At 47.5% G+C, this 15,629-nt stretch carries 4 protein-coding genes; all 4 read right to left on the reverse strand.

The features are described 5' to 3' along the window. Positions 1–7: 7 nt before the first annotated feature. Positions 8–4,600, reverse strand: coding sequence for a beta strand repeat-containing protein (locus tag RIG68_RS13555; RefSeq protein WP_350123051.1), 4,593 nt, complete (start codon positions 4,598–4,600; stop codon positions 8–10). A 169-nt stretch (positions 4,601–4,769) separates the two neighbouring features. Beyond that, the gene (locus tag RIG68_RS13560) at positions 4,770–10,208 is read right to left on the reverse strand and encodes a T9SS type A sorting domain-containing protein (protein WP_350123054.1); all 5,439 of its coding nucleotides are present in this window, start codon (positions 10,206–10,208) and stop codon (positions 4,770–4,772) included. 21 nt (positions 10,209–10,229) lie between these two features. Next, positions 10,230–11,363, reverse strand: a complete 1,134-nt coding sequence (locus RIG68_RS13565; RefSeq protein WP_350123057.1) for a hypothetical protein — start codon at positions 11,361–11,363, stop codon at positions 10,230–10,232. A gap of 151 nt (positions 11,364–11,514) precedes the next feature. Next, entirely contained in the window at positions 11,515–15,501 is a 3,987-nt protein-coding gene (locus tag RIG68_RS13570; protein WP_350123060.1) for an ATP-binding protein, read from the reverse strand. Positions 15,502–15,629 lie beyond the last annotated feature (128 nt).

Below are 15,629 nucleotides of genomic sequence, written 5' to 3' on the forward strand. Positions count from 1 at the left end.
TTGTCAGTTAATCAACCTTCTGAACGGTATAGTAAATTCTGAAGCTCAGTAGCGCCAAGTTTGAATTTGCCTGTTTAGTCTGGAAGCTCAAGTAATAGAAATACAGATCATTGTCAATCAATGGAGCATTGATGAACGTCTCCGAAAGATTTTGCACGGCAGGATTTTGGCCTGCGCTTGTCACGTTTGTCATTGCGATACCCCCCGTGGCGGTATGGGTTCCTCTGGCGAGTTGCACAGTAACATTGTATGTTGCATCATTATCAATTACGAAGGCGTCTACTTGCGTTACTGTCGCACCGTTGGGCAGTTCAATGCCTGCCGACATTGTTGCGTTAACAGTAGCAGTTCCATTGACGATGTATTTTCCCAGCGTGCCTCCTTGTGTGGCCAACGGTTCGTTACTCTCAGGAGTAAAAGATTTATTAGAGACAGAAAGGATTTTGGTCACTGCCGACGGGTAGAAATATTCAGTGGCTTGGATATTCCCGTTTACTTCAAGCACTTCACCCGGCGTAGTTGTGCCAATACCGACTCGACCAAAACCGTCAATTGCCATAGCATCCACATAGGTTGGCCCGGCAGTATTAGTTAGCACAGAGAATCTCATTCCTCCGGCTGAAGCTGTCGTCTTTAGTGCTGAAATTTTACCCAGATCAAATCTATTAGATCCATTGGTTGATCCCCTAAAAGAAAGTGCAACGCCGGTGCCGATGCCACCGAGATTATTGTTGGTCAATGAAAGCATGCTAAAAACAGATCCGTTAGCTGTTCCATCGCTAAACTCTACTTTATAGGTGCCGTCAGCAGCACCATAGGAAACCCTGTTTCCCTGTAAAAAAATATCGCCAAACAGCCCGCCGCTCCATGGACTACCCGCTTTTAACGTCAGGTTTCCACCGTTTGTAGCGCCGCCAAATTGCTGCCCGCCGCCGGCACTAACCGTCAAATTGTTACCGTTTCCAGCAACTGCATTCCCCACCTGAATTGCACGGTTGGCACCCTGTTCCAATTGGAAATCGCCATTAGCATAAGCTACCGGGGAACCAGATGGCCCGTTAAAATAAATTTTACCATTTACAAGGACATTAGAGGGGGTTAAAAAACCTGGCTGAATACCCGGATTGAGAACAATGTCACCACCCACATCACTATTGGTAGCCCCGTCGCCGGCGGTCAATATCAAGTCGTTGCCCACTCCCGAGGCCGCCGACGCAATTGAAATCTCCCGGTCATTTCCCTGGTCGAAGGTAATATCCTGACTTATGCTACCGTCAATCCCTGTGGCATCGAGCTTCAACCAACCGCTGCCGTCATAGCCCTGAAATTCACTTCCAGTCCACCTTAATGTCCCAGCATTGGTTCCCGCCGTGTTGCCGATTTTGACACCACCGTTTACTTCTAGTAATTCAGCTGGATTCGGTGCACCAATACCAACATTTACACCATTACCCAAAATCATTGTATTTGCATTCGCCGCAGTAGTGTTTGCTCCGATGGCTATAGCGTTCGTCGCACTGGCGATCGCATTTGTTCCAACAGCAATAGCGTCATCCTGAATTGTTATCGACGACGCCCCTATAGCCACTGTTCCTGAAAATGTGCCTCCCGTTGACCCGGCACCAGACCCAATCGCTACATTGTCTGATCCTGAAACATTGTTGTCACCAGCCTCGTAGCCTAAATAGGTATTGTCGGCACCAGTTGATGTGATTACACCGGCCCTGTATCCGTAAAATGAATTATTCGACGATGTAGCTGTCGCCCCGGCAAGCCACCCCATTATTGTGTTGTGTGATTCCGTTGTCAGGTTACCGCCCGATGCTCTGCCGTAAAGCACGTTGCCCTGACCAGAAGTTAGGAGATCCCCGGAAAGCACTCCTGCCTTCAGTGTGCCAGTAGGAGCATCCTCAAAAACAACGGTACTTAAATCGACATAACCCTTGGTAGCCGCATCGGTTGAGCTAACCGGCGTGCCTAAGTTTGTTGCCAACTGTCCACCCATATTAACTGAAGACGCCGGGTTTCCAAACCCACTAAGTGGGATATTGGATTTGTCTAGCTTTGCATCTGTTACGGCATTGTTTGCTATCAGCGTAGCTCCCTGAGTGCCAGTTACGTCACCAGCGAGGGAGCCCGTAAAACCAGTGGCGGTAACATTTGTGAGTTGTGAACCGTCAACGGCCGGCAAACCGGTAGCGTCGAGCTGCACAACATTACCGGGGGATACCCCCACGTTGAGTCCAGCCGCCGTGCCTAGCCCTGTAATAACGGCTGTGCTAATACTATTAATGTCATCGTCGGTGATGGTATTATCTGCTATTTTTCCGCCTGTGCCACCGCTGACGGCACCATTTGATATGATGGTTGTTCCCTGGCCACCCGCCACGTCGCCAGCCAGTGCCCCTGTAAAATTGACTGCGGTTACATTGGTCAACTGCGAGCCTTCAACAGCTGGCAATTTGGCACCTCCGTCAAGCTGCACCACATTATTAGCAGCAGTACCTACATTTAGGGCGGCGGCTGTTCCCAGGCCCGAAATCTGGGCAGCGGACATGTTTACCAGTGCAGATCCGTCCAGTGCAGGCAGTGTACCATCCGAGGGTAGTTGAACTAGGTCATTCGTGGTCACTCCGGCATCAAGTGTAGCGGCTGTTCCCAGACCGGTAACCTTTGCCGCAGACACATCTGCAATATCTGCATCCACGATCGCACCATCCGATATTTTGTCACTAGTCACAGCATTATTTGCAATCTTTATATTGGTCACGTTACCATCAGCCAAATCTTCGGTAATGACTGAGCCATTAACTATCTTATCACTGCTTACTGCGTCAGTGGCGATTTTTGTGTTGGTAACGGCATTATTGGCCAGTGCCGCCGTAGTGATAGAACCAGCTCCTACAACAACTCCTGTCAGATTAGATCCATCAACCGCCGGAAGCGCACCCGTTCCGTCTAGCTGAACAATGTTGCTAGTCCCTGTGCCAACATTAAGTGTGGCCGCAGTTCCCAGACCTATTATCTTTCCTGCATCAACATCACTGATGTCATTGTCTGAAATTGTTCCATCAAGTATTTCCAGGCTGGAAATCCCACCAGCCGGAACTTCAAACGTTGACCCATTCGACACCAATGTAATACCATCCACGAAGGACAGGTCGTTGACCATGTCGTGCGTAATAACTGCCGACTGGATTTGAGCTATTCCTGTGTTATCAACAGTGATATGGCCAGTAATTACCTGCTCCTGAGGAGTATTGGTGCCGTCTCCAATCAGCAACGTGCCATTGGTAAGCGAAGCCAAACCCGTAACATCAGCCGCAGGCGCCCAGGCGCTGCCAGTCCATTTTAATACCTGACCATTTGTTGCTCCTGACTGGGTAATCTTTGCCGGTGCTACGTCGCTTACCTTGGCGTCTGTCACCGACCCATTCACCAGCTTTGCCGTTGTCACTCCATTGTCACGCACCTCAAACGAAGAGCCGTTCGACGCCAGTGTAACTCCATCCACTACAGCGGTGTTCAAGTCGGAGAATGCGATCGAGCCATCTATAACTTCTGCGCTGCTGACAGTATTCGGGCCTGGGGTAGCGGGAATGTTCGTTAAACCGCTTCCATCGCCCGAAAAGGAGCTCGCCGTCACTGATCCTGTGGTCGAAATGTTCTGTGCACCAAAATCTGGGGTAACCTTGGTACCAGCAATTGCTGCGGCAGCGTTGACGTCCGCATCTGCAATCGATCCATCAATAACTTCCGGGCTGCCAACCGTATTTGGCCCTGGGGTAGCTGGGATATTGGTCAACCCGCTTCCATCACCGGAAAAAGATGCGCCGGTTACTGTGCCTGTGGTTATGACGTTTTGTGTGCCAAAGTTTGGGTTAACCTTTGTTCCTGCTATGGCGGCCGTCGCACTTATGTCTGTGTCAACAATTGATCCATCTATTATCTCAGCGCTGCCAATGCTGTTTGGGCCCGTGGTGATTGATAATATCTCTACCTGTAGTTCTTCGAGCGCAGCCTGAGTATTGGTGGCCAATAGGTTTGCATTGGGAATGACCGTCTGATTAGACGCCGAATCCAGGGCAAATTTCCAAAGACTTCCATTCCAAACGAGGCTAAAACCCGTTGATGGTGCGATGCTGTCCAGCGGTAGTCCTTTGAGCCCTGAAACCACTAGAGAATCGAACCTGCCCAACACATCGCCGGCAGATGCTGTTGTGATGGTCACATCATCTGTTGCATCGATATCGCCTGAGTTGGTAATTTCCTGACCGACAATTGAAATACCGTCACCAGCTACAAACTGAGAGAGTCCAATTGCGTTCCAGCCAGCGTTGTACCAAACATACAATGTCCCATCATCGCTATCGAAAACCAACATGCCATTGTCGGTAGCCGTCAGATTGGCTGCGAAGGCGGTTCGCTCAGCGGCGGTTAGTCGGGGAGCAAGAAAGCCTTGATTTCCATTAATAGCAATTAACTCGAGGACAGCATTTTGATTTGGCGTTTCGGTGCCAATGCCAACTGAGTTTTGAGCATACAAGTTCTGAATAGCACATACCAGTGCAATTGAGAACACCAAAATTTTAAATTTCATGTTCGATTAGATCGGTTGAGCCTATATACGGCTCAAGAAAATACAATAGTTGTAAAAAAGGCCCGTAAACTGGGCTATAGGCAGCGACACAAGATAAGAATTTTTCAATATAAAATATCACTTAAACTACTTAAGTGGTAAAATTGGAACCTTGCTCACCTATAACTAACTATCTCGTTACAATTATCCTCAGGGAGAGAATGTGTTGCCCATTTTGATTTGTGTCGTAAAACCGCAAAATATAAATACCAGCTCTCACGTCTTCTACATTAAGAAGAATCTCTTTGCTAAGGCCCTGCTCCAGGCTGGCACTTCTTATCGTCTGGCCTGTCAAGTCCATCAAGTCAGCAATTACTTCTCCCTTCACCAATTTCTCATAACGGATTGTTAAGAATTTGTCGGCAGGGTTAGGATATACAGTCAGCCCTTTGAAGTAATCCAGATAGATGCCTGTTTCTTCAACTTTTGTTACCACGATAGATTCTGGGCTGGCAAATGCATTTACCTTTATGCTATTTTGTTCTACCCCAGTTCCCCCGCCCAGCTGAAAATCAACAAAAGATGTCGGATCCATTGGAATACCCGGATATTGAATGTTGAGCCGGTAATCTCCGTCGGGCAAATTGTTCATTTCAAATTCACCATTTGCGTCGGTTTGCACATAGGCTATTAGCTCGTAGTCCTCGTCATTATCCTTCGCCCTAAATCGTGAACGACTCACGCTTACTCCCGCTCCTTTCACTCTCTTTCTGTCAAATACCCTCCCGTCAGCATCTCCAAAATCTGACTCAAACAACCCGCTGAATGTATTGTCGCCGTCTGCCGGGGTCAATACAGGCAAAACACCCTCCATCGTAAGCACCAGTTCACCAACATTGCCACGGAGCTGAAGAAGATCGGCAAAGGCCCAATCGATGGTGCTTTTGTAAAAGCTTGGTAAAAAGGCCTCTATATCCTGCTCAGCATAAAGCAGATAGTCCCCCAGAACAACATCTTCGATGAAAAATGTGCCGTTTGGCTCGCTTCTAAAGTGCCCTGTGGTATCGTAGGCACCTGACTTGACTATAAGTAGTGCGCCAAGAGCATCACTTATCGGAAGTTCGCTTTTGTCTGTTATCCTACCCGAAAGGCTGGCTGTAGCTAAAACTCGTTGCACCCTACTTTTGATAGTCAGGCCAGGCACCTTAGAATTGGTCACTTCCAGTTGGTAGTCGCCCATCTTATTGAAGTCTATTCCAGCAATAGTGTACTCCGCCACATCTCCTCCCTCTACCTCCACACCACCCCTGAACCACTGATAGCTATTAGCTGTGCCACCAATCGATACGCCAAGAATGTAATCAGCACCCACCGGCACCAGCTCTTCCAACATTACTCCCGCCAATTTTTGTGGACTATATACCAGACTGGAAATGTTGATGTTTGGCTCGAGGTCATCAAACTGTAGCCTGTTGTCCGAGACATTGAGTAGGGTAAGCTGTATGATATTTGCCAGAACAGGGAGGCTGGTGATTTCATTTGCCGATAAATCGATGCTCGTTAGCTTCCTCATATCGCCCAGGAATCCCGGCAAGTCACCTGAAAGGTTGTTTGCCGCTAAGTCAATCCCGCTTACTCTATCTCTGGTAACTGTTATACCAAACCAGGAAGATAAATCGGCCGTGTTCCATCCCGAATTATTTATCCAGTTGTCCCCACTGGTTGAGTTATACAGTTCCTCCAACAATAACCTGTCACGCTCGAGAGAGCTCACCCTGAGTGCTACAGGCATAGTTGTTAACGTCAGCCCCGGAACGATACTACTGGTAACTTCTACATAGTAGTTGCCCTCGTCGGCAAATGTTGGAAAATCGATTGTATGATTGACCCCGGCAGCATCCCCGATTGAGATTTCATTTTTAAACCACTGATAATTGTTTGCGCTGCCGCCGACCTGGCGATCCAAGGTCAGGCTTTCCCCTCTCTCCTGAAGCGTATCAACCTGGGTAAGAAGTGGAGCCTGTGGCGAAAACGTGAAAGAGGCTAGCCCTATATTGGGTTCCAGTGAGGCAAAATCAAGAACATTACCAGCAACGTTGGTGGTAGAAAGTGTCAGTGATTTCAGGTTGGGTAAACCGGTAATCTGATTATTGCTGACATTGAGGGTTCTCAATGAATCAAGCACAAGAATATCATCGGGCACGGCTCCTCTGAGGCCGTTTGCAGACAAATCAATGCCTGTTATCCTTGACAGGGATGCCGTTACTCCAAACCAGTTCTCAATTTTCTGGCCAGGTGCAAGCCAATTAGTATTATTGACCCAATTAGCTCCGTCAAGAGATTCATATAGGCGTACAAGAGCCAGGGAATCAGATGCGATGACTCCATCCTTGATCTTCTGGATTTCAAGCACACTGCTATTTTCTGCGAGATTTCCTGCCAAGTCCGTCACACTTGTCGGCTGAAGATTTACCTCCAACAACGCAATGTCTGCGTTGACCAACAAGATAAGCTGATAATTTGAGGCGTTGATTTGGGCAATTGTATCCACGACACCATTGAGCACCTCAAAATCCTGGCTTGTCAGATTGGTGACTGCTTCTGAAAATTGGACGTCAACAGATATGACACCTGTTATTGCTGGCTGCGGCAGGCTGTGAATCAAAGTGGCTGTAGGGGGCACAATGTCTTTGAGCCCTTCGGTGCCAATTGTATCGCCCCGATTGCCAAGACTATCCGTTAAAACAACTTTAACGCTGATAATACCGTCGGCCAAGCTGGCCAAATCTATTTCGGTAAGGCGCTCTGGGTCGGAGGAAATAGTGCTACTGCCGCTTATTGTCAGGGCACTGCTGTCCGCCTCGCTATTTATGAAATAGTCAAAAGACGCTCCTATTTCCCCATTTAATATATCGAACGTTAATAACTGTGAATCAAGATTCACGGGCCCGCTTTGCACAATCACCGTGTCAGCAGTGGCTGGAATATTGTCGATGCTATATACCTCCCCAGTGAAGGGGATGCTGATAACGGCTGGCAAAACTCCAGTGTTGTCTGTGAAATCCAGCCCCAGCGTGCCCCCGGCTGCGCCAAATTCTGCTGCAACCAGCCAGTTGGCCCCATCCACATCTGATACTGTTGTTAAGACTGGACTAGTTACGCCGGATTCGACGAGTGAGAAATTTGCTTCGGAAACCCCGGTCACCGGCTGGTCGAAGGCGACAGTCCAGCTAACTGCCGAAAGGTTATTTGGATTGGCATCTTTTTGCGTAATAGAAAGTACCGACGCTGGAGATGTAATGGTGATTGGCTCACTTAAGAGGGTCAACCCCACAACCACAGTGTTGGTTACCCGCAATCTATATACACCGAGATCCAGCGCAGCAAAACTTGCTATTTCGTACGTGTCAGTTGTGGCACCGACAATGTCCTCCCCGTCCTTCTCCCACTGGTATTCGTTGTTTATTCCGCCGACTGCAAAAGCCAATGTTTGATTATCTCCAGCATTTAGGCCGATTGTTTGGGTCAGCCCGAATGGCCTCTGCCCTGCATTGACGGTGATAATGCCTACGTTTGGCTCTAAATCTTCAAAGGTGAATCGATTATTGCTCACATCAAACGAGGAGAGCAAGCCGAGTGAGCTCATGTCGGGCAAGTGGGTCAGTTCGTTGTTGCTGATATTAAAACTGGTCAGCGCCTGCAAATTCACTATCTGCCCAGGGACACTATCTGTCAGAAAGTTACCAGACAGATCGATACTGGCTGCTTCAGATAAGTAGGCCAATTCATAGGGGAAACCGCCCTCCAAATTATTACTGCTCAAGCTCAACGCTTGCACCCTGCCTCCCAATGTGTCTATCCCGTACCAGGTGTTGAGATCCACATTGTACCAATTGGCGCTATTTACCCAACGTCCGCCAGCCGTTTTCCTGTAAATAGAATCAAGGGCCACGCTGTCTATCATAAGAGAAAAGCTTAACAGCTCGAAGGCCGTAGAATTTGTTAGGCTCCACGCCCCATTTCCATCTTTTACCCTCGCTAAGAGATTGTGGCTGCCACTACTTAACGAATTGACCGCAATAGGTATGCCGACGTTTTCATCAATGGGATTTTGGGGAGAGGCCACAACCACCTGGGTGGCCTGCCCCACACCGGGGTCTGTATCTATAGCGTATTCAACAGTAGTAATCAGCCTTGCCCCGTCTCTAAAAAAGGGCCTTGATTCAATATGGCTCCACTGTCCCCTATCATCCAGAGCCCTGATATGAAGCGTATGCATCCCGGGAGAAAGCGATCCAATGGGTATGGGAACAGCAGCATCAACCTGGGTTCCCGGAGAAATAGCCAACGCCAACCCATTTCCAAACCCTGGATCCACGTCGAAAAAGTATTCCAACGAGGTAATGGTATTTTGGCCCTCAACACTCGAAGTGGAGATAAAAAATGGCTTGCGCTCTATCGCACTCCACTGGCCGGAGGCATCACGCACTCTGAAATAGACCGTGTGAAAGCCAGCACTTAACGAAGCCGTTGGAATCTGCTCTAGTAAGTCTACGTCTGTGGATGGAGTAACTGCTACAGAAACACCATTGCCCTGTCCGGGATCAACATCTATAAAGTACTCAACAACATCAATGTCATTTCGAACCTCGGTGGTAGACTGGCTGATGAAAAATGGCCGATGCTCTGCCGCACTCCACTGACCGGAGGCATCACGCACCCTGAAATAGACCGTGTGAAAGCCAGCACTTAGGGAAGTCGTTGGGATCTGCTCCAGTAGGTCTACATCTGTGGACGGCGTTACTGGTACAGCCACGCCGTTGCCCTGACCCGGATCAACATCTATAAAATATTCTACCGCATCAATGTCATTGCGAACCTCGGTGGTAGACTGGCTGATGAAAAATGGCCGATGCTCGGCCGCACTCCACTGACCAGAAGCATCTCGCACCCTGAAATATACTGTATGAAAGCCAGCACTTAACGAAGCCGTTGGAATCTGTTCTAGTAGGTTCACATCTGTTGACGGCGTTACAGGGACAGCCACGCCATTGCCCTGACCCGGGTCGATATCTATAAAATACTCTACAGCATCAATGTCATTGCGAACCTCGGTGGTAGACTGGCTGATGAAAAATGGCCGATGCTCGGCCGCACTCCACTGACCAGATGCGTCCTGCACTCTGAAATAGATGCTATGAAAGCCGGAGCTAAGGGACGCCGTGGGGATCAGCTCAAAAACATCGACATCAGTAGACGGCGTCACCGCCACCGGCGTCCCATTACCTTGGCCAGGATCAGTGTCAAGGTAATACTCCATACTTACTATGTTGTTGCGAGTTTCGGTTGTGGATTGACTGATAAAAAAAGCTCTTCTTTCAAAATGACTCCATACGTTGTTCTCATCCATTGAGCGAACGTACAAGGTGTGCATGCCTGTCGTAAGCGAGCCAGTGGGCACGGTGAAGTTAAAATCCACCTGAGTGCCAGGTGTGAAGACAATGCTGGTACCTCCCCCAAAACCTGGATCGGTATCCACATAGTATTCCATGGCCGCTATTTGCGGCGCTTGTGCCAGCCCAAATTGCGCACAGCACATCAACCCCAGAAAGGAAAGAAGCCTTTTCATCCTTTTTTTAGATGAGCTGTACTAGTTTCCTTTGGCCTGGATGTGCACATTCAGGTCATTGCCTTCAATCACCATAGAAGGAACGTCGAGCACTTGAATGGTGGGTATTAATGTGCCTTCCAAATTAAAAGGGATTGGGCCTCCATACACGCCCATATCGGTGCCACTGGTGCCTGAGCCAAGAGCAGGTGAGCCCGTATCCAGGGTAGGGTCAAACGTTGAAAGAGAGGGAACCCCGGTTCCAAATGACACATTAACAAAAAGAGGATTCTGACCGGTAATATTATTGACGCTTGTGTTGCCGCCTGTAGTGAGAAACCCTTGAGTAGGCTTGCTGGTAAAACTCAAGTTGTTTTCAAAAGTGTTGTTGGAAAGTACCAACTTTCCCCTTGGGCCAATGCCGTAAAAAATGTTGTTTTTCACTATGCTGTTTCTTAGCTCTTCGAAAGCAAACCACCCACCAGAAACCACGTCCGTGTGTATGAACAAATTGTTTTCTATGGTACTGAAATCTGTCGTCAGAGTTCCTTGTGATGCGTTACAACAATCAGCGAGAGCACTTGAGCCATAAATGACATTGTTTGCAATAACCACGTTGGAAACATACCCAACCAAAAAATCTATTGTTTCCTCGGTTGAAGCGCCAATTCCATTGCCTAGCAAATTATTTCTAATTATGATGTTGTTGAGTGTAGTTGTGCTTCCTTCATGCTGAATTCTTAGTATCTGGCTGTTTTCGATGAGCAAATTATTAAGTGCGCCAGCGATGCCGCCAAGGGTAACTGAGGTGGAAATAACCATTCCCGATATCCGGGTGCCGCTTGCTACCGGATCGGCTATCTCGACCGTGGTTACGTAGGATCTGTTGGAGCCATCAGTGTCTGGAAAAAGCCCAATTCCAAAAATGTTAAGCCGCTTGTCAACAATGATTGCTCCATAACTGGTAGAGCTCCGTATTACGTGAATAATGTCATCATCCACTGCCGCCGCAATGGCGTCCTGTAAAGCCGTTGCTCCAACAAAAACGGAACCAGCAACAGCGACTGCCCCTGGGTTTCTATCGGCTGTTAAAATATTTTGCGCAGTTCCGTAGTGCGTCACAAGCATTGCCAAAAGAAAGGCAAGCCTATTTTTTTGATTAAAAAATGTTTTCATGATCCTGAGAGTTAGTTAAACATTTGAGCTGATGATCAACCTTTCGGCCTTTCACAACTACAAGTTCGACCCTTAGGTACCGGCATGCTAACAGCCATGTAACTCGGACTCACACAGGTGTAACATATTGCCTAAAAAATCTCAGGAGTTCCTAGTTGCTTGATTTTTCCTCAAGTTCCGAGGGCAGCAGACCATACTCTTCTTTGAAGCATTTCGAAAAATAAGAAAGGTTATTGAAGCCCACCTCAAAGGCAATTTCTGTCACGGTGGCGCTCCTCTGCCCGATGAGCTGGTGAGCTCGCTTCAATCGGATAGATCTGATGAACTCGCTGGGCGATTGGTCAGTAAGTGCCTTCAATTTACGGTGGAGGTGCATCCGGCTCATGGCCATTTCTTCACTCAGCCATTCAACGTTTAATTCGGAATCTGCCAAATGATTCTCCACTAACGCCACCGCCTTTTTAATGAAAGCTTCGTCCATCGACATGGCTTCTGCTGAACTCGGCTCCAACAAGACCTGTTGGCGAATTCTTTCCCTCAGCTTCTGCCTGATACTAATTAGGTTGTCAATCCGCACGGCCAGCTCCTTCCCGTCAAATGGCTTGGTTAAATAGTCGTCAGCTCCTGTTACTAGCCCTTCAATTTTATCTTTACTGTCGGCCCGGGCGGTCAAAAGCACAACGGGAATATGTGAAGTGCCAACATGTTCCTTCAATTTCTTCGTCAACGTATACCCATCCATGACTGGCATCATTACATCGCTGATGATTAAATCGGGTACCTGTTCTCTGGACATAGCAAACCCCTCTTCTCCGTCGCCTGCTTCAATAATTCTAAACTGTCGCTCGAGTTGACTTTTGATATAGGCTCTCACATCCGGGTTGTCTTCAACTACCAGCACGACGAGGCGGTCATCGTCAGCCACTATGCTATTTTCAGTCAAAACTTTGGCTTTGACTGGCTTCGTGGCAACATCGATGGTCACTTTTTCCGTCGCAATGTCGCCTGCCCCGAAATGAGCGCTTCCTTTAAGCAGCGTCACCGTAAAGACTGTACCCTTGTCTCTTGCGCTTTTCACTCTAATTGACCCATGATGAAGTTCAACAAGCTCCCGGGTCAGGGCCAACCCGATCCCAGAACCCTCCTGAAATCTTGTTGTTGAGCTATCTACCTGATAAAACCTTTCAAAAATATTTGTCAGTTGATCTTCCTGAATTCCTATGCCTGAATCAGCCACATCAATTTCGACGGATTCTTGTAAGTCTCTTATGGTCAAACTGATGGTTCCACCGTCTTCTGTGAACTTAATTGCGTTAGCGATGAGATTAAAAAAGACCTTTTCAATTTTATCGGTATCAAAAAAAATGTCCAGAGAATCTACCTCCGAGTAAATAGAGAGCTTTAATCCCCTGTTCTCCGCCAGCGATTCAAATGATCGGGTCAACCCTTTCACAAACGATACAAAATCATGTTTTCCAGCCTCTATCTTCAGCGAGCCAGTTTCCAGCTTCGAAAGATCCAAAAGCTGGTTGATCAAGCGCAAAAGTCGATCTGCGTTCGACTTCATCATGCTTAGCAAGCTACTCGGCATCACTGCATCCTTTCCATCCGCTCGGTCGTTTAGCGGCCCCAGTATCAGAGTGAGCGGGGTTCTAAATTCATGCGAAATATTAGCAAAGAAGTTAGATTTTACTTTGTCCATTTCCTGAAGTTGGTTGGCTTGCACCTCAAGCTGTGCATTCTTTTGCTCGATTTCTTGTGTGCGCTGTGCAACCAGACGCTCAAGCACTAGTTTTTCCTCCTTAAGTTGTTTGGAGCGCCAACGAATAACCCCTTGGATCGTTCCCACAAACAACACGAGATAAATGATAAATGCCCACCAGGTGCGGTACCACGGTGGAAGAATCAAAAAAGTATAGGAGTCTGTCTTGCCCTGTACACCATAAATGTTTCTCCCTCGTACATAAAAAGAATAAGTCCCCTCAGATAGGTTTGTAAAGTCTTTTTGTGTCTCCGTTGTCCATGCCGACCAGTCTTCATCATAACCCTCAAGCTTTGTCTGATATTCGTTCTTTTCAGCGAAATTGAAGCTAGTTGCCGCAAATTGAAACCGTATGAAGTTGTTCGGAAACTCCAATTCGGGAACCATCATTGTGTGTTCAGCCTGGTTACCTCCAAAAATCAAGGAATCATTTTTGCTGATAACCTTCCTTATGAGTGTATTGAATGGTCTGTTATAGTCAATTTCGACGCTATTGTCATGCCTCAGTAAAAGATCGTTGCCGCCCAGCCAGGTAATACCATTTGACTCAGAATAAATATAAAAAAGGTTGATGTCTTCCAATCCAGCAAAGGCGCTATTCACCCAGGCATACTTTCCACCTTCCACTTTTTTTGCATAGCCAGTATCCCGAACCTTCTTATCACGATTGTATAGGTGTATCCAAGCTCTACCATCAGCCCCTTCCTCAAAGCTATAGGCGGCATGAGAACCGTTGGCCAGCATGTCTCCAAAAGTAGAATCAGGTCGAAATTTATTCAGCCCGCTATCAAACTGAAAAATACCTCGGTGGGTGACAATGACTTTACCTCCACCGAATGGATAAACGAAATTTTCAACCATGGAGGGAAGGCCTCCCAGCGTATCATACAGCGCTGCCTCTTGAATCTCAAGTGGGGAATTTGGATCCGTTTTCAGTCGATAAATACCACGATGAAAGGTGCTTAGCCAAAGAACACTATCCTCGACTAACATACGGCGGATTTCCCCTCCAACTTCAGGTAACTTACCCAGGTTCTCCCATTTTCCTCTCCTCACTTCGAACACCGCTACGCCATCCGTGGTGCCGCCATAAACAATGCCTGGGTTTTGCGGGGACTGATAAAGTTGACGATACCCCTGAGGGGCTCCTGGTACCTGCTCGAAGCCACTTTTAGTCAATACCTTAAGGCCAAAGTCGGTGGCAACTACTAAAGAACTATCGATCGTTAAAAAAGACCAGGCACTATTGGCACCCTCAACACCCTTGAACATTAAACCATCCTGATCTCGCCGCAGTCTTGAGACTTCATGGCCCGTTGCCACATAGAGTTCATCATCATACCTAGTAATGGAATTCACAATGCCACGAACACCATTTTTTCGGTCAAAACGAGTAATTGGAGAGGCAATGTCAACCTTACTTATTCCGTTGTCGAGCGCCAGCCATACGGCACTACCACTATCAAGAAATGCAGCGTGAACTGCGTCATTTTGAAGCCCATTCCCAGAATTAAGTCTGTATTTTAACTCACCGCCGCCCGTAATTACTACGGCTCCCCCCATAATGGTGCTTAGCATAAAGCTTCCATCATCAAGCCTAATGCCATGATAAAGGAGGCTTTCCTTAAGAAAAGTGTCTACTTCAGTGGGAAACGCTGAAAATTCTGTCCCGTCGAAGTGGTAAAGACCATCATTTGCTGTCCCAATGACCAGGCCACTGCCAGCCTTATCCTCCAGCATGAAATAGAATCGCTTGCCCTTCAGTTTCTCACTCCCTGGTACAACCTGCAAAGAGTCTGCGACAAGCTTAAGAAGACCGACATTTCGCTGCTGCACATAGAAATCATTGTTTATAAAAAATGAAATGCCAAATGTGTTTTCGCCTGACTGCCAGGCCTTCATTTTCGATCCATTCCATCGGAAAATGTGACTGTACCCACCAAAATAAACCCCTTCGGGAGTCGAGAAAGCTCTTCTCATGTTTCGAAAGTCCTCATTTTCCTCCCCCACTTTGGACTTGAGGGACACAAACTGCATTTGCCCGATTGAATCTGGTGCCAGGTAGCCAATTTCATCGTACCCTCCAGCAAAAATTCTGTTGCTGTCGTCTTTTGCCAAAGAGAAAAACAGACCAGTCTTTGATTCGATCAACCTCCACCTCACCCCATCATATTCCAGAATTCCATTAGTGTTGGCGAAGTATAGCACTCCGTTTTCGTCCTGAATCGTGGCCCAGTTTTGAGCGTGCCCTTCTGTTTCTTTATGGCTAAAGTTCTTTGTTAGTGGTGTTCCTATCTCATTGCGGCTTTGCCCAAATAGGTTTTGCCAGCTAAAAAAAATGATGAGTACCATGAGACCTCTGAAAGCAAGTTTCATATGATCGAAGGTTAGGCTGTAGGTGCAAATTGTAGACGGAGCGACTATAAAAGCTTAGAAATTAACGCATAATCTGTTGAAATACAATTATTTGCTAACACCTCTTTTTACGTGCCAATCAGAGTGGC

The organism is Imperialibacter sp. (assembly GCF_040222385.1).
In the GTDB taxonomy this organism is placed as follows: Bacteria; Bacteroidota; Bacteroidia; order Cytophagales; family Cyclobacteriaceae; genus Imperialibacter.